Source organism: Streptomyces sp. 3MP-14 (assembly GCF_006334905.2).
Taxonomy (GTDB): domain Bacteria; phylum Actinomycetota; class Actinomycetes; order Streptomycetales; family Streptomycetaceae; genus Streptomyces; species Streptomyces triticirhizae.
The window spans coordinates 97,802-117,298 of the sequence record NZ_VDLZ02000015.1 but is presented as its reverse complement, the minus strand read 5'-3'; the positions used below and the strand labels follow the sequence as shown (position 1 = coordinate 117,298).

Annotated in this window: 13 protein-coding genes; 10 read left to right on the top strand and 3 right to left on the bottom strand. The window is 74.2% G+C overall.

Going from position 1 to position 19,497, the window contains the following annotated elements:
* Positions 1-76 precede the first annotated feature (76 nt).
* Positions 77-1,129: a LacI family DNA-binding transcriptional regulator gene (locus tag FH609_RS23570; RefSeq protein ID WP_139667469.1), complete on the bottom strand. Its 1,053-nt coding sequence runs from the start codon at positions 1,127-1,129 to the stop codon at positions 77-79.
* Positions 1,130-1,262: 133 nt separating this feature from the next.
* Between FH609_RS23570 and FH609_RS23565 the strand changes: the two genes are divergently transcribed.
* The 4 genes from FH609_RS23565 to FH609_RS32195 all read left to right on the top strand — a co-directional run bounded on the left by FH609_RS23565 (position 1,263) and on the right by FH609_RS32195 (position 7,282).
* Complete coding sequence (locus FH609_RS23565) at positions 1,263-3,482, top strand: glycoside hydrolase family 36 protein (protein WP_193317879.1); 2,220 nt, start codon at positions 1,263-1,265, stop codon at positions 3,480-3,482.
* A gap of 408 nt (positions 3,483-3,890) precedes the next feature.
* A complete protein-coding gene (locus tag FH609_RS23560) occupies positions 3,891-5,435 on the top strand; it encodes an MGH1-like glycoside hydrolase domain-containing protein (RefSeq protein WP_139667466.1) in 1,545 nt (514 codons plus the stop codon).
* 159 nt (positions 5,436-5,594) lie between these two features.
* The gene (locus tag FH609_RS23555; protein WP_139667465.1) at positions 5,595-6,647 is read left to right on the top strand and encodes a family 43 glycosylhydrolase; all 1,053 of its coding nucleotides are present in this window, start codon (positions 5,595-5,597) and stop codon (positions 6,645-6,647) included.
* A 506-nt stretch (positions 6,648-7,153) separates the two neighbouring features.
* Positions 7,154-7,282, top strand: a complete 129-nt coding sequence (locus FH609_RS32195) for a hypothetical protein (RefSeq protein WP_264372761.1) — start codon at positions 7,154-7,156, stop codon at positions 7,280-7,282.
* A gap of 40 nt (positions 7,283-7,322) precedes the next feature.
* On the opposite strand, the gene FH609_RS23545 is transcribed toward FH609_RS32195, so the two are convergent.
* Positions 7,323-8,273 carry an AraC family transcriptional regulator gene (locus FH609_RS23545; protein ID WP_139667464.1) on the bottom strand — a complete coding sequence of 317 codons (951 nt, stop codon included), beginning with the start codon at positions 8,271-8,273 and terminating at the stop codon, positions 7,323-7,325.
* A gap of 225 nt (positions 8,274-8,498) precedes the next feature.
* On the opposite strand from FH609_RS23545, the gene FH609_RS23540 reads away from it, so the two are divergent.
* The gene (locus tag FH609_RS23540; RefSeq protein ID WP_226961905.1) at positions 8,499-9,371 is read left to right on the top strand and encodes an SDR family NAD(P)-dependent oxidoreductase; all 873 of its coding nucleotides are present in this window, start codon (positions 8,499-8,501) and stop codon (positions 9,369-9,371) included.
* An 877-nt stretch (positions 9,372-10,248) separates the two neighbouring features.
* Here the strand turns inward: FH609_RS23540 and FH609_RS23535 are convergent.
* Positions 10,249-12,744, bottom strand: coding sequence for a glycosyl hydrolase family 95 catalytic domain-containing protein (locus FH609_RS23535; protein WP_193317877.1), 2,496 nt, complete (start codon positions 12,742-12,744; stop codon positions 10,249-10,251).
* A gap of 884 nt (positions 12,745-13,628) precedes the next feature.
* On the opposite strand from FH609_RS23535, the gene FH609_RS23530 reads away from it, so the two are divergent.
* The 5 genes from FH609_RS23530 to FH609_RS23510 are packed head-to-tail and all read left to right on the top strand — an operon-like array spanning position 13,629 to position 19,408.
* Complete coding sequence (locus tag FH609_RS23530; RefSeq protein ID WP_139667461.1) at positions 13,629-15,116, top strand: sugar ABC transporter ATP-binding protein; 1,488 nt, start codon at positions 13,629-13,631, stop codon at positions 15,114-15,116.
* Positions 15,116-16,138 (top strand): ABC transporter permease, encoded by a 1,023-nt coding sequence (locus tag FH609_RS23525; RefSeq protein ID WP_139667460.1) that lies wholly within the window; start codon positions 15,116-15,118, stop codon positions 16,136-16,138. The genes FH609_RS23530 and FH609_RS23525 overlap by 1 nt, the downstream gene beginning before the upstream one ends.
* Entirely contained in the window at positions 16,135-17,301 is a 1,167-nt protein-coding gene (locus tag FH609_RS23520; protein ID WP_139667459.1) for an ABC transporter permease, read from the top strand. The genes FH609_RS23525 and FH609_RS23520 overlap by 4 nt, the downstream gene beginning before the upstream one ends.
* Positions 17,298-18,545: a substrate-binding domain-containing protein gene (locus tag FH609_RS23515; protein ID WP_139667458.1), complete on the top strand. Its 1,248-nt coding sequence runs from the start codon at positions 17,298-17,300 to the stop codon at positions 18,543-18,545. Before FH609_RS23520 ends, FH609_RS23515 begins: the two co-directional genes overlap by 4 nt.
* Positions 18,545-19,408: a sugar phosphate isomerase/epimerase family protein gene (locus tag FH609_RS23510; protein WP_139667457.1), complete on the top strand. Its 864-nt coding sequence runs from the start codon at positions 18,545-18,547 to the stop codon at positions 19,406-19,408. The genes FH609_RS23515 and FH609_RS23510 overlap by 1 nt, the downstream gene beginning before the upstream one ends.
* Positions 19,409-19,497: the final 89 nt, after the last annotated feature.

Sequence of the window (19,497 nt, the reverse complement as noted above, 5' to 3'; positions counted from 1 at the left end):
CGGGGCGGAGTTGACTGGCGGAGTTCGGTCGACGCCGACGGCGGTGCGGGACCCCGGCGGGCCCCGGCCGGCGGGCTCAGGCGCGGGGCGCTGGGCCGGTGCTCTCCCGGGCGATCAGCACGGGCTCGGCCACCGGGTGCGGGGCGACCGGCTCGCCCTGTTCCATCAGCCCGTGGAGCAGCGCGAACGCGGCGCGCCCCACGCCGGCGAAGTCCAGGCGCACGGTGGTCAGGGACGGGGAGAGGAACGCGGAGTGCGGGGCGTCGTCGAAGCCGGCGACGCTGACGTCCTCCGGGACCCGGCGGCCCGCCTCGCGCAGCGCGCGCAGCACGCCGAGCGCGAGGTCGTCGTTGCCGCAGAGCACGGCCGTCAACTCCGGGTCGCGCGCTAAGCGTTGACCGGCCGCATAGCCGTCGGCCGGGGTCCAGCCGGCCACCACGGGCTCGGGCGCCGGCGCGCCGGCCCGGCGCAGCGCCTCGCGCCAGCCGGCGACCCGCGCGGTCGCGTCCGGGGTGGCCGTCGTCGAGGGCAGCGCCAGATGGCGGACCGTGGCATGGCCGAGGTCCAGCAGATGGCGGGTGACGGCGTGGGCGGCGGCCCGGTCGTCGGTCCAGACCCAGGGGCTGCCGGCCGGCGGGGAGCCGTCGGGCGTCTCGACGACGGCCACCATGGGCGTTCCCTCGGGGACCGCCTCCAGCGCGCGCACCCCGGGCCGGTCGTAGGCGATCACCACCAGGCCGCTGCCGGAGTCGGCGGCGCGCCGCACCGCGTCCCGCACCACGGCCGGCTCGTCCGACTCCAGCACGCTGACGCCCACGGTGAACGAGGCGCCCCTGGCCGCCTCCTCGACGCCCTGGAGCACGGCGGCATAGCCGTGGTGGGTGGTGTTGGAGGTCAGCACGGTCACCCCGCGCACCCGCCCGACGGCCAGCGCGTGGGCGGCGGCGCTGCGGCGGAAGCCCAGCTCGGCGATGGCGGCCTCGACCCGCTCCCTGGTGGCGGGCCGCACGCTGGGGTGCCCGTTGATCACCCGCGACACGGTCTGGTGGGAGACGCCGGCCACGCCGGCGACATCGCGGATGCTGGGGGGCCGCCCCGAGGGGGTTCTTGCCCGGCCGGTGAGGGACATGGCAGGATTGTGACCGGTCACAAGGGGACGGTCAAGACACCGTCCCCTCTGTTCGTTGTTGGCACGCCCTGTTGTTGGCACGCCGCCGGGAGCGAGTGTGCCAGCCGAGACGTCGAAGAAGGAGGCCGCCCCCGTGTCCGACCAGACCGCCGCCGCGACACCCGCCGTGAGGTGGGGCCATGAACGGCTCACGTTCGAGTTGGCCGTCGATGCCGAGGGGGCGCCGCGCGTGACGCGGCTGGGGCCGCCCGAGGGGCCGGCACCCACCCCGGGCGCCGCGCTGCCGCCGGTGGAGATCCGGCTGTTGGGCGAGGGCAGCGAGTGGTCGGGCCGCCGGGGCGTCGAGACCACGGTCGGCGGGCGCCTGCGGCTGCGGGCGCACTCCCGGGAACGGGACGGCGACTGGCACCGGCTGCGGATCGAACTCCACGACGCGGCAACGGGGTTGACCGCCGAGCTGCTGTTGGAGTCGCCGGAGGGACGCTCGGTGGTCCGCTCCCGGGTGCGGGTGACCAACGAGGGCCCGGCGCCGTTGACGCTGCTGGACGTTCCGGCGCTCTGCCTGGGCGGGCTGCCGTCGGCCGACGACCTGGACCTGTGGTGGGCGGACAACGACTGGCTGGCGGAGGCGCGTTGGGCCACCCAGCCGCTGCGTGAGCGGCTGCCCGACCTCAACTTCGGGCTGCACGCCAGGGACGGCCGCAACCGGGTCGGCTATGCCAGCCGGGGCAGCTGGTCGACCGACGGGCACCTGGCCATGGGTGCGCTGACGGCTCGCGGCGCCGGGGTGGGCGCTGGCGCCGGCTTGGACACCCGCGTGCGCGCCGGCGTGCGCGCCCGCTCGGGCGCGGGCGTGGGCGCCGGTCCCCGCGCCGGCTTGGACGCCGGCGCGGCCTGGCTGTGGCAGCTGGAGTCGGCCACCGGCTGGCTCTGGGAGGTGGGCGAACGCGGCACCGGCACCTATCTGGCGCTCCACGGCCCGACCGACGCCGAGCACCAGTGGCGCGAACCCCTCGCCCCCGGCGCCTCGTTCACCACCGTCCCGGTGGCCCTGGCCTTCTCCCCGGCTGGGCTGACCGGCGCGATCGCCGAACTCACCGCCTACCGCCGGGCGTTGCGCCGTCCACACCCCGACCACCGAACGCTGCCGATCATCTTCAACGACTACATGAACACGTTGATGGGCGACCCGACGACGGAGCGGCTGCTGCCGCTGGTCGACGCGGCGGGCGCGGTCGGCGCGGAGTACTTCGTGATCGACGCAGGCTGGTACGACGACGACGCCGACGGCTGGTGGGACACCGTCGGCGCCTGGCAGCCGGCCGCCAGCCGCTTCCCCGGCGAGCGCGGCATCCACCAGGTACTGGACCGCATCCGCGAGCGCGGCATGGTCCCCGGCCTGTGGCTGGAACCCGAAGTCGTGGGCGTCCGCAGCCCGTTGGCGGCCCTACTGCCCGACGAGGCGTTCTTCCAACGCGACGGCATCCGCGTCCGCGAGCACGGCCGCTACCACCTCGACCTACGCCACCCGGCAGCCGTCCGCCACCTCGACGAGACCGTCGACCGCCTCGTCACCGACTGGGACGTCGGCTACCTCAAACTGGACTACAACATCAGCGTCCCACCCGGCACCGACCGCGGCCGCCGGGAGGCCCCCGGCGCCGGACTCCTCGGCCACACCCGCGCCTACCAGCGGTGGCTGGAATCCGTCCTGGACCGCCACCCGGGGCTGGTGATCGAGAACTGCGCCTCCGGCGGGATGCGGATGGACGGCGCCATGCTGCGGATCACCCAACTCCAGTCCACCAGCGACCAGCGGGACCACCTGCGCTACCCGCCGATCGCCGCCGCCGCGCCCACCGTCGCCCCGCCCGAGCAGTGCGCCGTCTGGGCCTACGCCCAGCCGGAGTTCAGCGACCGGGTCAACGACTTCGTGTTGGCCAACGCCCTGTTGGGCCGGGTGCACCTGTCCGGTCACCTCGACCGCATGGACGAGGCGGGACTCGACCGGGTGCGGCAGGCGCTCGACGTCTACCGCGAGATCCGCGCCGAGGTCGCCGAGGGAACGCCCAACTGGCCCCTGGGGCTGCCGGGTTGGGATGACCCCTGGCTGGCGCTCGGGCTGCGCACCGCCGACTCGACGCTGGTCACCGTCTGGCGGCGGGGCGGCGCGGAGACCGGGACCGTTCCGGTGCCCGAGTACGCGGGGCGGCAGGCGCGGGTCACGGTGCTCTTCCCGCGCACGCCCAACGGGGCGGCGCCCGAGGCCCGTTGGGACGCCGAGCCGGGCCGGCTCACGGTCACGCTGCCCGAGCAGCCCGGCGCCGTCCTGTTGCGGATATCTCCCAACTGATGTGCCACGGACGGGACATGGCGGGGCTCCGGCGCCGTTCCCCGCGCAACACGGGCCTCCGTGGGGCCAAGCCCGGGGCCAGGCGTGAGGTCGGGCCTGAGGTCGGGCGGGCGGCTCTCCTCCCGTGCGGTGACCGGGTGCGGTGCGGTGGCTCCGCCGCGTGCGGCGTGCCCCGGCCTCCCCCAGGTCGCCGCCGCACGGCGAAAGGTTGCCCGACGAGCGCCGCGTTCCCCTTCGGGTCCCGGTCGGCTCCCGAGCCGTCTTGACACCCCGGATGTGACCGCTCACAATCCCCAACGGCGAGTGGCTCCGCCGGTCGATCCCCGTGCGTCCCGTCCCGTTCATCCGTCAGCGACCCCGGATCGCGCAGTGGCGATCCGTTCACCACCACACACGAAGGACGGCGCGATGTCCGCCCATGCCCCCCGCCCGCCGCACGACAGCGAACGGGACCAGCGTCCCGTCCCCCACCACGCCACCCACGACGGCCGCCACGACGCGCCGCCGCCCATCGAACGGGCGCCCGCGCTGCGCTTCGCCGACGAGGCGCGGCAGGCGGAACTCGGCGTCCCCTACCAGGCCGCGCTGCGCAACCTGCTGGTGACCAACCGGGTCCCCTACGAGGACGCGGTCTACAACCGCACCGGGCTGCTGCACGACCCGCCCGGCACGTTCTTCCGCGCCGGCGGCGGCTACCGGCAGCCGTGGATCAGGGACGCCGCGATCAACTCCTGGAACGCGGGCAGCCTGTTGGACCCGGACACCGCCCGCAACACCCTGTGGTCCGTGGTGGAACGCCTCCCCGACGGCCGGCTGGTCGTGCAGCGGGACCGCGAGTGGTGGGACCGGGTGATCTGGGCGGTCGGCGCGGCCGAGCACCACGCGGTGACCGGGGACGCCACGTTCCTGGTCGACGCCTACCAGGCGGTGCGCACCACGCTGGAGGAGACCGAGAGCCTGCTCGACCGGCGCTACGGCCTGTTCCGGGGCGGGGCGGTGATGCAGGACGGCATCGCCGGCTACCCGGCGCCGCCGTTCCGGCCCGGCGTCGAGGGCTCGCATGTCACGGACTACGAGCACAGCGACCAGATGATGTGCCTGAGCACCAACTGCCTCTATGTGGGGGCCTATCGGGCGGCCGAGGAGCTGGCGGCCCGGCTCGGCCGACCCTGGTCGGAGCGGCGCGGCTTCCTGACCGCCGCGCGGTCGCTGGCGACGGCGATCAACGAGCGGCTGTGGCTCGACGAGGAGAACCACTTCGGCTATCTGCTGCACGGCGCCGGGCCGTTGGCCGGTCAGGTCGAACGGTACGAGGAGGCGTGCGGGACCGCGTTCGCGGTGATCTTCGGCGTGGCCACCGGGGAGCGCCGCAAGGCGGTGCTGGACGCCCAACACCGGGAGCCCCGGGGCGTGGTGAGCGTCTGGCCGCACTTCGGCCGGTTCTCGGCGGAGCGGCCCGGTCGGCACAACGCGATGGTCTGGCCGATGATCCAGGGCATGTGGGGCCATGCGGCGGCGCTCGGCGGCCGGGTCGACCGGTTCGCCGACGAGCTGTCAGGACTCGCGGGTCTGGTGCGGCAGAGCGGCGGCGAGTTCTTCGAGCTGTATGACCCCAACTCCGGCGAGGCGCACGGCGGTTGGCAGACCGGCAGGGACTTCCCCTCGGAGCCCGACCAGACCTGGTCGGCCACGGCCTTTCTGCGGATGGTGTATGCCGGGCTGTTCGGAATGCGCTTCTCGGCGCGGGAGTTGCGCTTCACCCCGAGCCTCCCCGAGGGCTGGGGCGAGGTGCGGCTCTCCGAACTGCGGTATCGGAACGCGGTGTTGTCGGTGACGCTCACCGGCCAGGGCCGCCATGTGCGGCGCTCCACGCTGGACGGCCGCCCGCTTCCGCACCCGGCGGTGCCAGCCGGCCTGCGCGGCGCCCACGAGTTGGTGATCGAACTCGTCTGATCCCCCACGGGCCACGGGCCCCATGGCCCCCACGGGCCCCACGGGCCCCACGGGCCCCAACGGAATCCCGGTGTGAATCCCCCACCTCCGAAAGGAGTTTCACCCATGTCATCAACCCCATCGAGGCCAGCGCGTCCCTCGGCGCCGCCCGGTCGGCGGGTGCGGTTAGCCGCCCGGGCCCCGGGGCGGCTGGTGGCCGTGCTGGCGGTGCTGGGCCTGGCGCTGTTCGCCGCGTCCTCGGCGCGGGGCGCGGCGGGCGGCGCCACGCCCTCGCCGGCCGCGCTCCCGCCGGCCGCACTCTCGCCCGCCGAGTCCGCCGCCGTCGCCCAACAGGGCGTCCAGCCAACGGCGTTGGAGGGCTACCAGGCCGACCCCAACATCATCACGGTCGGCGACACCTACTACATCTATCCCACCACCGACGGCTTCCCCGACTGGAGCGGGACCACGTTCAGCGCCTGGTCGTCCAAGGATCTGGTCAACTGGACCGACGAGGGCGTGATCCTGGACCTGGGGCCCGACGTGGCGTGGGCCGACGGCAACGCCTGGGCGCCAACGATGGTGGAACGCGACGGCACGTTCTACTTCTACTACTCGGCCGAGGGCCGGATCGGCGTGGCCACCGGGGACTCCCCGACCGGCCCGTTCACCGACTCGGGCGCGCCGCTGGTGGAGCGGAACCCGGACGGCCGGGGCCAGGCGATCGACCCGGCCGTCTTCGTGGACGACGACGGCCAGGCGTATCTCTACTGGGGCAACGGCTCCGGGTTCGTGGTGCCGCTGGCCGAGGACATGGTGTCCTTCGACCCGGCGGACGTGGTGCGGTTCACCGGCCTGGACGGCTTCCGCGAGGCGCCGTTCATGGTGAAGCGGGACGGCCTCTACCACCTCACCTACTCCATCGACGACACCCGCAGCGAGAACTACCGCGTCGGCTACGCCACTTCGCCCGGCCCAACCGGGCCGTTCACCTATCACGGCGTGATCCTGGAGAAGGACCCGGCGCTGGGCATCCTCGGCACCGGCCACAACTCGGTGCTCCGGGTGCCGGGAACGGACGACTGGTACATCGTCTACCACCGGTTCGCCATCCCCGGCGGGGACGGCACCCATCGCGAGGTGACCGTGGACCGGTTGACCTTCGGCGCGGACGGGCTGATGGAACGCGTGACGCCCACGGTGGGCGACGTCGATCCGCATCCGATTCCCTGAGGCGTTGACGTCGGCCTCCTGGGCATCCTTGGGCCGGGATTCATCCATCATCCGGGAGTGTGGCGCCTCAACACCCTGAAGAGATCGGATCTTTTCTGGTCGCGGACATGGCCGTTGCCGCCCTGACCGCGATCGCCGAGGCGGAGGCACGGCTGCACGGCGGCCGCGCTGCACGCGTTGGGCGTGACCGAGACGGTCTGCGCCCCGTTGCCGCCCGCCAGCGGCCGGGTCTCCGCCGCGGCCGCATCCCCCCGCCACCATGAAGAAGAGCCGCCCGGGCCAGGTGGTGCACCTGCTGGCGGCGGCCGTTCGCGCGCTGGGCGGGGAGCGGGTGCTGGACACCATCGCGGCCGTGGCCGGCGCCGAGGGCTTCCCGCAGGTCACGACCGGCACCAACGCGGACGACGCCCGCGCCCCGTTCCGCCCCGGCATTCGCGCCGGCGCGCGGCGCGGGACGCACAACCCCGCTGCGGGACGCCGACCTGGCCAAGGCGGCGGCCCGGGCGTTGCCCGACCTCGACGCGACGCTGGCCACGGCGGGCTTCGCGGACACGACGGTGGAGGTCGACACGTTCCGCTCCGGGCGTCTCAACGAGCGTGCGCCACACGGAGGTTCGGCCGCCGTCGAGGCGTGAGCAGGATGTCGGCGGCGAGGCGCGTGGGAGTCCGTGCCGGTCAACGCGCCGGCCGCTGGCGGCGGTAGTCGCCCGGGGACATTCCCACGACCCGCTTGAAGGCGACGCTCAGGGCGCTCTCCGAGCCGTAGCCCACGGCGTGCGCGATGGTGGCGAGGGTGGCGGCCCCTCCCCCGCTCTCGCGCAGTCGCCTGGCGGCGAGTTCGATGCGCCAGCGGGTGAGGTATTCGAGGGGGCCCTGGCCGACCGTGGCCTTGAAGCGGGCGGCCAACGTGGAGCGGGACACCGAGGCGGCGCCCGCCAGTTCGGCCACGGTCCAGGGGCGCGCGGGCTCGCGGTGCAGCGCGGTGAGGGCCGCCGCGACCACGGGGTCCCGCAGGCCGGCCAGCCAGCCGGACACCGCGCGTGGCTCGCGCGCGAGGTACAGCCGCAGCACATGGACGAGCATGACGACGGCGAGATGCTCCGCCACCAGGGTGGCGGCGGCCGGCCGGCGCGTGAGCTCCCGGTCGATCTCGCCGAGCGCCCACCGCACGGCCTCCGCGTGCGGGGTGGCGGCCGGCAGGTGCACGACGGGCGGCAGCCGGTCGAGGAGGAGTTCCTGGGCGCGGGTCCCGAAGGTGAAGCCGCCGCCGATGAGGTACGTCTCCTCGCCCCGCCCCACCCGCGCGAGGCCGTCCTCGGCCCGGGCGAAGACGGCACCGGCGTCAACCGGCTCCGCCGCCGGATCGCTGCGGAGCGTGAAGGGGCGCCGCCGGGTGAGCAGATAGCAGTCGCCCTCCGCCAGCTCGATTGGCGCGGGGCGGTCCTCGCCGTCGTGCGGCTCGGCGGCGCCCGCGACCTCCAGCAGGCAGGAGCCGCGCCGGACGGCGTTGAACTTCACGCCGGGCGGCGCGTCGAAGCGCAGGCCCCACCGTCCGCCCGCCACCAGGCTGGCGGAGAGCCGGCCGCGCGGCTCCAGCAGGGTCAGCACGTCCTCAAGGGGGTCCATGGCCACTCCCGGGCGTCCAACGGTCCCGCGTTTGGACGCTCGCTAAAGAACAGGGGACTTCCAATTATAGTTTGTCCAGCCCGCTCGTCGTAGCGTGGCCCCATGACCCAGCCATCCCACTCCCCCGACGCTGCCCCGCCACCCTCACCGTCCACGTCGCCGTCCCCGACACCGTTCTCGTCGCCGTTCTCCGCCCGGGCCACCGCCGCCGAGGTGATCGAGGGCGTGGATCTCGGCGGCCGGCGGGCCGTGGTCACCGGCGGCGCCTCGGGCCTCGGCGCGGAGACCGTCCGGGCCCTGGCCACCGCCGGCGCCGAGGTCACGATCGCCACACGCCGCCCCGGGTCCGCCGAGCCGTTGATCGGAGAGCTGTCCGCCGTCCCCGGCGCCGGCCGGGTGCTGGCGGAACCACTCGACCTGTCCGACCTGGCCTCCGTCCACGCGTTCGCCCGCGCCTGGCGCGGGCCGTTGGACATCCTGGTCGCCAACGCCGGGATCATGGCCCTACCCGAGCGCACCCTCGCCCCGAACGGCTGGGAGATGCAGCTCGCCACCAACCACCTCGGCCACTTCGCGCTGGCCCTCGGCCTGCACGGGGCGCTGCGGGAGGCCGGCGCGGCCCGGCTCGTGGTCGTCAGCTCGGGCGCCCACCAGGGCGAACCCTTCGACTTCGACGACCCCCACTTCGAGCGACGCCCCTATGACCCGTGGGCGGCCTACGGGCAGTCCAAGACGGCCGACATCCTCCTCGCGACGGGCGCCGCCCGCCGCTGGGCGACGGACGGGATCACGGCCAACGCGCTCAACCCCGGCTACATCCTCACCGGCCTCCAGCGCCATGTGGACGATGCCACCATGCGGGCGTTCGGCGTGCTGGACCCGGCGGGCAACGTGACGCCGCCGCCGTACTACAAGACGCCCGAACAGGGCGCGGCGACCGCCGTGTTGCTGGCGGCCTCGCCGCTGTTGAACGGGATCACCGGCCGTTATGTCGAGGACAACCAGGAGAACCCGTCCGCCCTGGCCCCCCACGCGGCCTCCCCGGAGGCGGCGGACCGCCTCTGGTCCTACGCCGCGGCCGCTGCGCGCGGGGCGTGAAGGGGAGCGCGAGCCGCAGCGCGGCGCGCGCGGCCCGCGCCGGCGGCGGGACGGGTGCGCCGGTGGCCCCCGCCCGGCGGCGGCCGATCCGGCTCAGAGCGGTGCCGATGCTGCGGAGGCCGAGGCAACGGGGCACCGCCCGACTCGCGGCCGATAGACGTCCGTTGCCCGGTCGCGGGACCTCGCCGCGCCGGGGCCGCCCATCCGGCCAACGCTCTGGACGGCATCGGCGCGGTGGACGAACCCCTGGACCGCCTCGCCCGGCCGCCACCACGGCGAGGTCGACACGCCGGAACCCGCATCCGCCCACGGGCCCCCCGCCACAGCGGAAACTCACCCACGGCATACCCCCGTTCACCAGCACGGGAGACAACCCCGGCCGGTGTCACCCCCCATCGAGCACCCCCGAGCCCGTCCCCCACCCCGCCGAATGCCACACCCCACACTCGACCGAGACACTCACCCACGGCTCACCCCCACCGGACCACCCAGCGGCATCTCTGGCCCGGCCAGCCCAACTCACACCCAGCGGCATAACCCTCCTTGCCGGGGACAACCCCCGACCCGGCCAAGGCAAAGCTCGCCCAGCGCGGTACCGGCCCCGGCCGGGGGCAACCCCCGGCGCGCCCCGGGGCAACTCCCGGCGCGCCCCGGCCCGTTCCTCACCCCGCCGAGAGCGACACCCCACACCCCTCCACTCCACCCGAACACGGCGCCCGCCCCCAGCCCGGCCAAGACACTCACCCACAGCTCACCCCCACCGGACCGCTACCGCTCACCACCGCGCCCGGCAGCACTCCCCGGCCCAGCCGGCCCAACTCCCGGCGCGCCCCGCCCTGGCCGGAGCCCCCCGGGGCTCCGGCCTCCGTTCCGGCCTTCACCCGTCGCAGATCACCTCGTGCGGCTCGCCGGCGGCGAGCCGCACCACGTGGGTGCCGCCGCGCCAGCGCAGCGTCACCTCGCGGTCGGCGCCGGCCGTGAGGCGGGCCCAACGGGCCCGTCCCGCCGACCAGTTCGCGTCCACCGTCACCCCGCCCCGCGCCCGAAGCCCGGTGAAGGAGCCCTCGGGCCACGCGTCGGGCACCGCCGGCAGCAGCAACACCGTTGTGGTGCCTGGCCGTTCCGCCTCGGACCACAGCAGCATCTCCGCGATGCCGGCCGTGAAGCCGAAGTTGCCGTCGATCTGGAACGGCGGGTGCGCGCAGAACAGGTTGCGGTACACCCCCGAGGGCGCGCTCATCGACGGCTCGTCGGACGCGTCGTCGGCCATCGGTCGCAGGAACGACCGCACCGTGGTCAACGCGCCCTCGGCGTCCCGGAGTCGGGCGCGCAGCGCCAGCCGCCAGGCCAGTGACCAGCCGGTGGACCTCGGGCCGCGCGCGTCCAGCGTGCGGCGGGCGGCGGCGGCCAGCTCCGGCGTGCGTTCGGGGTCGATCCGGGTGTGTGGGTAGACCCCGACCAGGTGGGAGGTGTGCCGGTGGGCCGGCTCGGCGTCGGGCAGGTCGTGGGACCACTCGGCCAACCGGCCGTCGGGGGCGACCCGTTCGGCGGGGAGGCGTTCCAACGCGGCGGCCGCGGCGGCGCGCCAGCCGTCGTCCGTGACGCCGCGTTCGGCGAGCGCGTCGAGGATGGCCAGGCCCCGTTCCAACAGGTGGCGGATCAGGGCGAGATCGGCGGTGGCGGAGACGGAGACGGCGGCGCCCGCGCCGTCGGGGGCGACGAACTTGTTCTCGGGCGAGGTGGAGGGCGAGGTGCCCAGCCGGCCGTCGGGGCGTTCCACCAGCCACTCCAGGCAGAAGGTGCCGGCGTCGCGGACCAGCGGCCAGCCCTGGCGTGCCAGGAAGTCGAGGTCGCGGCCGTAGTCGTAGTGGTCCCACACATGGGAGGCGAGCCAGGCCGCGCCCAGCGGCCAGAACGACCAGCAGCAGTCGGCGTCGCCCTCGCCGGCCGGGAGGGAGAAGCCCCAGGCGTCGGAGTTGTGGTGCATCGCCCAGCCGTTCAGCCCGTAGAGGGTGCGGGCGACGGCGGCGCCCCGGGGGCGGACGGCGGTGAGCCAGTCGAGGAGCGCGGTGTGGCACTCGGGCAGGCCGGTCGGCTCGGCCGGCCAGTAGTTCATCTCGGCGTTGATGTTGGTGGTGTAGTTGCTGCTCCACGGCGGGCGGACCTGGGCGTTCCAGAGTCCCTGGAGGTTGGCGGGCAGGGTGCCGGGCCGGGAGCTGGCGATCAGCAGGTAGCGGCCGTAGTGGAAGGCGAGCGCGGCGAGGCCCGGGTCGGGCTCGCCCTCCTGGTGGCGGCGCAGCCGCTCGTCGGTGGGCAGCCCCACGGGCGGCCCGGGCTGCGCCGGCGGCGCCGCTTGCGCCGGCGCGGCCAGCGTGAGGTGGGCGCGGTCGAACAACGCGCCGTGTTCGGCGGCGTGTTCGGCCCGCAGGTCGGCGAGGCCGCCGCTGAGGACGCGCTCGGCGAGCCGGTCCAGCCGTTCGGTGAGCGCCCGGCGCAGCAGCTCGGCGTCGCCGTGCGGGGCGGTGAGCGGGCCCCGGTGGTCGGTCTCGCTGCTCAGCAGCACGGTGAGGGTGGTGGCGTCACTGACCAGCAGCCCGTCCCCGTCGGCGACGGTCCGCCCGTCGGTGATGACGCGGGCGGCGGCCAGCGCGGAGACCACCTCGCCGGGGCCGCCGGCGTAGCGGATCGGGTCGGGGAGGTCCGCCTCGTGTGGGGGCGCCACCTCCGACGGCATCAGCGCCAGGCACTCCAGCTGGCCGACGGCGACGCCGGCCGTGGCGCGGGCGGTGGGGTGCGGGGAGGTGAACGCTATCCGGGTGGCCGGCAGCCGCCCGGCCCCGGCGGTGCGGCGCAGCACCAACGCCCCGGCGGGGGCGCTGATCCAGGTCTCCTGGGCGATCCGCGTTCCGCCGGCGGTGGTTCCGCCGGCGGTGGTTCCGCCGGCGGTGTAGGCGTGGCGGGCGACGGCCTCGGCCAGGTCGAGGGAGCGGCGGTAGTCGGTGGGCTCGCCCAGCGGCTCGGGGTGGGTGAGCCAGAGGTCGGCGAGCGGCTGGAACGACTGGCTGTGCCCGTGCTGGAGGCGGTGCAACGCGTCCTCGGCCGCCCGGACGTCGCCCGCGTCGAGGGCGGCCCTGGCGGCGGCGACCACCCGGGGGCCCTCGCCCGGCGCGAGCAGCGGGTTGCCCTCGGCGGAGGCGGGCGAGCCCGACCAGCAGGTGTGGTCGTTGAGTTGGAGGCGGTCGGCGTCGACGCCGCCGAAGCACATCGCGCCCAGCGTTCCGTTGCCCAACGGCAGGGCGTCGGTCCACGCCTGTGCCGGGCGCGCGTAGGTGAGCAGCGTCTCGCCGGGCCGGGCGGTGTGGGTGTCGGTCATTCCTGTGTGGCTCCGCTCGTGAGGCCGTGGTGTGCCGTGGTGTGCCGTGGTGTGCCGGTGTGCCGCCACCGGACCTCGATTGGTTGGACCAATGGCCTCTTCCGTCCCGGCGGGCTGGGCCATCAGAACATCCCAATTCGGCGACTTCCAGGGATACTACGTAATCTTCCGGACGGATCACCGCCGCGTCGGCTGGATGATTGATCGGACCATTTCTCGACGCCCCGGGCCGTTCCACGGCACTCGCCGCGAACGCCCCGGCCCCCTTTCGCCGCCGTGAAAGCGGCGGGACAGCGCCGTCACTACCGTTCTGCCGTACGGGGGTTCCCCCGCCGGTCGCGGTCCGGTCGGCGCCCCCGGGCGGGGCCCGCCCGTGTGGTCCGGGCCCCGCCGGTCGGTGTTCAGTCCCGTTCGTCGCACCCGACCCCACCGCCGCCTCGGATCGGGAGTCGGGCACCCGCCCCCTCCGGCGACCGAACGCACCCGCGCGGGCGTCGCCCTGACGCGGCGTCACCAACGTCGCGGCCCCCGTAGCGCGCGGGGCGCTGCGCGAGGTCCCGCAGGGAAGAGCGTGCGCACACATTCCCACCCGCCGGCGGGAAACATATGATGTCCAGCCTCACTCCCGGCGTTCCGGGCCCAACTCCCCCTCCCTCACCGCCGAAAGATCAAACATCTTCGGAGCGAACGATCACATAACGGGCCCCACCCACCCTGTCGCCACCACCGCCAGCACGGAGCCTCGCAACCGCCCGAACCCGACCCAACTTTCGCCAGCATCAGGCAAAAGTTGACTCGCATTCAACAAAAACCTCTCCCCCTCGCTCCCTTCTGACCCTGCTTTGTCTCTTGACAGTCAGTTCTTTCGCCTCGACAGTGCCCACATGCTGCTGATGCAGGACATGACAAAGAGTTTTCTCGGCATCCGCGTCCTCCACAGCGTCTCCCTCGACCTCGACCCGGGGGAGGTGCACGCCGTCGTCGGCGAGAACGGCGCCGGCAAGTCAACGCTGATGAAGCTGCTCAGCGGGGAGCACACCCCCGACAGCGGCCGCATCGAGATCGACGGAACGCCCCGGGCCTTCGGCCACCCCGCCCAGGCCCAGGCGGCGGGCGTCGGGATCATCCACCAGGAGCTGGCCCTGCTCCCGGACCGGACCGTCGCCGAGAACGTGTTCCTGGGCCGCGAGCCCACCCGCCGGGGCCTGGTGGACCGCGCGGCGATGGCCCGCCGGACCACCGAGCTGCTGGCCGAGTTGAACGCATCCGAGATCGCCCCCGACACCCCCGTCCGCGAGCTGTCCGTCGCCCTCCAACAGACCGTGGAGGTCGCCAAGGCACTCGCCGCCGACGTTCGGATTCTCATCATGGACGAGCCCACCGCCGCGCTCGCCGAGCACGAGGTGGCCACCCTCTTCGACCTGGTCCGCCGGCTGACCGCGCGCGGGCTCGGCATCCTCTACGTCTCCCACCGGATGCGGGAGATCTTCGAACTCTCTCAGCGCATCACGGTGTTGAAGGACGGCCGGCGGGTGACCTGTGTGCGGACCGCCGACACCGACGTGGACCAGATCGTGAGCGCCATGGTCGGCCGCGAGCTGCGCGCCTACTACCCGCCCCGCGCCGCGCCCGAGGCGCTGGGCGAGCCGGTGCTGACCGTCGCCGGCGGCGGCAACGACCGGCTGTCCGACATCGACCTGACCGTGCGCGCCGGCGAGGTGCTCGGCGTCGCCGGGCTCCAGGGCTCGGGCCGCAGCGCGCTGGCCCGGGCGATCTTCGGCGCCGACCCGTTCACCCGGGGCAGCATGACCGTCGCCGGCCGGCCGGTGCGCCCGCGCCGCCCCCGGGAGGCGATCCGCGCGGGCATCGCGCTGGTCGGCGAGGACCGCAAGGCCGAGGGCCTGACGCTGCGTCAGTCGGTTCGGGACAACACGCTGTTGGTGACCCGTGCCGTGGGTATCGGGGAACGCGGCGGCGGCGAGGAGACGGTGACCCGGCTGCTGGACCGGGTCCGCCTGACGTCCCGCTCCACCGGCCGGGAGGTCCGTTTCCTCTCCGGCGGCAACCAGCAGAAGGTCGTCATCGCCAAGTGGCTGGCCGCCCGCCCGAGGGTGCTGCTCTTCGACGAGCCGACCCGGGGCGTCGACGTGGGCGCCAAGGCCGCGATCCACACCCTGGTACGGGAGTTGGCGGCCGAGGGCCTGGCCGTGCTGCTGATCTCCTCCGAACTGCCGGAGCTGATCGGGATGAGCGACCGGGTGCTGGTGCTGTCCGACGGCCGGCCGGCGGGCGAACTGCCGGCCGGGCCGAGCGAGGAGGAGATCATGCGAAGGGCCACGGCCACCGGCGCCGACCGGGCGGGGGCCGCCTGATGACCGCCGCTTCCGAACCAGCGACGCTGACCGCCGTCAGACCCCCGGGCTGGGACCGCTGGCGCCGCCGCCTCGCCGACCCCACCGTCGGCATCTGGCTGGCCGCGCTCGGCGTGACCCTGCTCGGCTGGATCGTGGTGACCGCACGCGGCGGGGAGTTCCTCACCCAGCCCAACATCACCGGCATCCTCCAGAACTGCGTGGCGCTCGGCCTGATCGCCCTCGGCCAGACCATGGTCATCCTCACCGGCTCGCTCGACCTGTCCGTCGCCTATCTCGCCAGCCTGGGCACCCTGGTGGCGGCCGAGACCATGGCCGGCAGCGACGGCAACATGGTCCCGGCGATCCTGGCCGTGCTGGCGCTGTGCCTGGGCGTCGGCCTGGCGAACGGGCTGGTCGTGACGCGGCTGAAGGTGAACGCGTTCATCGCCACGCTCGGCGTCGGCCTGATCCTGCGCGGCTGGATCGAGGACAACTACACCGGCCCGGCCGGCGAGGTCTCCCGTTCCTTCCAGCGCCTGGGCTACGACCGGATCGGCCCGGTGCCGGTCTCCGTGTTCCTGCTGGTAGCCGTGGCGTTGGCGCTGTGGTTCGTGCTGCGGCGCACCCGTATTGGCCACCACATGTACGCCACCGGCGGCGACGAGCACGCCGCGCGGCTGTCCGGCGTGCGCACCGAACGCACCGTGCTGATCGCCCATGTGCTGTGCGCGCTGTGTGTCGGCATCGCGGCGCTGTTCCTCGCCGCGCGGTTCGGCGCCGGCTCGCCCTGGGCGGGCACCGAGGCCCGCTACGACCTGGAGTCCATCGCCGCCGTGGTGTTGGGCGGCACCATCCTGGCCGGCGGGCGCGGCGGGGTGCTGGGCACGCTCGGCGGGGTGACCGTGCTGGCCGTGCTGGACAGCGTCTTCAACCAGCTGGCGATCGACCCGTTCTTCAAGAACGTGCTGCGCGGCGTCGTCATCATCGCCGCCGTCGCCGTCTACGCCCGAGGCCGCCGCCGCGCGGGGAGGACCGGATGACCACCACGACCGCGACCCCCATCCAGGCGCCGGTGCGCCCGGGCACCCGGCTCACCCAGGCGCTGGGCAGCGCGCTGCCCGTCTATGTGCTGTTGGCGCTGCTGCTGGGCGCGTTGGCCGTCACCGACGCGGGCTTCTACGAGCCGGACCGGTTCCTGGCGTTCGTCCGCCGGGCCGCGCCCCTGGTGCTGCTGGCCGCCGGCCAGTACCTGGTCATCGTCAGCGGCCACTTCGACCTGTCCGTCGGCGCGATCGTCACCACAGGGGTGGTGGCGGCGGCCGAGATCTACCACAGCTTCCCCGGCGCGCACTGGCTGGTGGTGACGCTGGCGCTGGTCGCGGCCGGCGCGCTGGTCGGGCTGGTCAACGGGCTGATCACCACCGGGCTCGGCGTGCCGTCGTTCATCACCACGCTGGGCATGATGCTGATCCTGGAGGGCGGCGTCTTCTACTGGACCGGCGGCTCGCCGACCGGGTATCTCCCGGACGACTTCCGGGCGTTGGGCCGGCAGGACGCGTTCGGCTGGCTGCCGTGGGCGGTGCTGGTCTGCGCGGCGGTGGGCGCCGCCGTGTGGTGGCTGATGCGGTCCCGCTGGGGCCGGACGCTGATCGCCACCGGGGACAGCGAACGGGCCGCCGAGCTGTCGGGCGTGGCCACCGCCCGGGTGCGGACGCTGGCGTTCGTGCTCTCCGGCGCCGCTGCGGCGCTGGCCGCCGTGCTGGTGGGCGGGTTCTCCGGGGTGTCGGCGCAGGCCGGCTCGGGGATGGAGTTCGAGGCGATCACGGCCGTGGTGCTCGGCGGGGTGCTGCTGGGCGGCGGCCGGGGTTCGGTGGTGGGCGCGATGGCGGGGGCGTTCGCGCTGACCGCGCTGTTCACGCTGCTCAACCTGCGGGGCGTCTCCGGCTCCCTCGAACCCACCGTCCAGGGCCTGATCGTGATCGCCGCCGTCGCCGTCGGCGCCGCCAACTGGTCACGCTGGCGCCGCCGTTCACCGAACCGGGACCAGCCGCCACCGGCCGGACCGCCACCGGCCGGACCACCGTCGGCCGAGCCGCCGTCAACGCCCGGGACCGCGCCACCGACCGCACCAACCACCGGACCCACCGGACCCACCGCAGCACCCAGCAAGAGAAACCCCTCGACTGGAGGACCCACCGCATGAGAACCCACCGTGCCGGCCGCCGCGTTGGCCGACCCACCCGCCGCAGAACGGCCACCGCGTTGGCCGCCGTGTTGGCGGCCGGCCTGCTCGCCTCCTGTTCCTCCGACGCCCCGGCGGAGGGCCCGCCCGACCCCGCCGGCTCCGCCCAGCCCGAGGGCGAGGGCGACGGCGACGCGCAGGAGGCCGAGTTCTTCGAGGAGGACGAGTACCAGCGGCAGTTGGCGCTCGCCGAGGAGACCCCGGAGGGCCCCGAGGGCCGGCCCTGGGAGCAGATGCTGCGGCCGGAGATGATCAGCACCGAGGAGTACGCGCTGCCCGAGGACGAGGGCATCCACCTCTGCTTCTCCAACGCGGGCGTCTTCAACCCGTGGCGCCAGGTGGGCCTGACCACCATGGAGGCCGAGGTCGCCCAGCACGAGGAGATCACCGAGTTCACCGTGCTGGACGCGGAGGGCAAGGACGACAAGCAGATCTCCGACATCCAGAACCTCAGCGAGCAGGACTGCGACCTGCTGATCGTCTCCCCCAACACCACGGCGACGCTGACCCCGGCCGTGGAGGAGGCGTGCACGAAGCTCCCGGTCATCGTCTTCGACCGGGGCGTCAACACCGACTGCCCGGTGACGTTCATCCACCCGGTCGGCGGCTACGCCTACGGCGCGGCGGCGGCCGACTTCCTGGTGGAGAACGTGGAGCCCGGCGGGAAGATCCTGGCGCTGCGCATCTCGCCCGGCGTCGACGTGCTGGAGAACCGCTGGTCCGCCGCCGAGTTGGCGTTCGAGGACAGCGAACTGGAGGTCGCCGACGTCGAGTTCACCGAGGGCGACCCGGCCGTGACCAAGTCCATCGTCTCCGACGCGATCGCGCGGCACGGCTCCATCGACGGCGTGTGGATGGACTCGGGCGCGACGGCCGTCGCCGCCATCGAGGCGTTCGAGGACGCCGGCCTGGACGTGCCGCCGATCAGCGGCGAGGACCAGCAGGACTTCCTCCAGGCGTGGGCCGAGCGCGACCTGACGGCGATCGCCCCCGGCTACCCGACGTTCCAGTGGCGCACCCCGGTCATCGCCGCGCTCCAGGTGCTGGGCGGTGAGGAGGTGCCGAGCGAGTGGGTGCTGCCGCAGCCGGTGATCACCGAGGAGAACCGGGACGACTACGTCAACGAGAACCTGCCGCCGCTGCACTACGGGCTGTGTGGCTGCGAGGACCTGCCGGGCTACCCGCAGGACTGGGGAGGTCGCTGATGCGCCTGGCCATCGGGGCCAACCCGTGGATCTGGCACGCGCCGGTGGACGAGGACGCCATCGCCGAGACGGTGCCCAAGCTGGCCGGTTGGGGCTTCGACGCGATCGAGCTGCCGCTGGAGTCGCCCGGCGACTGGCTGCCGGCGAACGTCGCGGGGCTGCTGAAGCGGCACGAGCTGGCCCCGGCGGCCGTGGTCGCGGTGATGACGCCGGGCCGGGACCTGGTGCGGGCCGACCCGAAGACGGTCCGCGCCACCCAGGACTACCTGCTGCACTGTGTGGACGCCGCCCAGGCCACCGAGGCGCCGGTGGTGGCCGGGCCGGTCTACACGGCCGTCGGCCGCACCTGGCGGATGACCCCGGCCGAGCGGGCGGCGGCCTACGAGGAGTGGCGCGAGTATCTGGCGCCGGTGGTGGAGCAGGCGATCGCGGCGGGCGTGCGGCTGGCGGTCGAGCCGTTGAACCGTTACGAGACCAGCCTGTTGAACACGGTGGGCCAGACGTTGAAGGCCCTGGAGGGGCTGCCGCCCGAGGGCATCGGCGTGGCCCTGGACACCTACCACCAGAACATCGAGGAGCACTCGCTGCCGGGGGCGGTCCGGCAGGCCGCCGGGCGGATCGTCCATGTCCAGGTCTGTGCCAACGACCGGGGCACGCCCGGCATGGACCACCTGGACTGGCCCGGCTTCCTGCGCGCGCTGCCGGAGGCGGGCTACACCGGGCCGTTGTGCATCGAGTCCTTCACCGCCCACAACGACTCCATCGCGGTGGCCGCCTCGGTCTGGCGGTCGCTGGCCGACACCCAGGACGCCATCGCGACCGGCGGCCTGGCCTTCCTCCGGCAGGCCGCCACGGCCGCCTGAGCCCGGCGCCCCGCCGGACCCCAACCCGGCACCGGCCGGGCGCCGTTCCACCCCAGCCGCATCCCCCACGACCGGCCGCAGCACTGGCG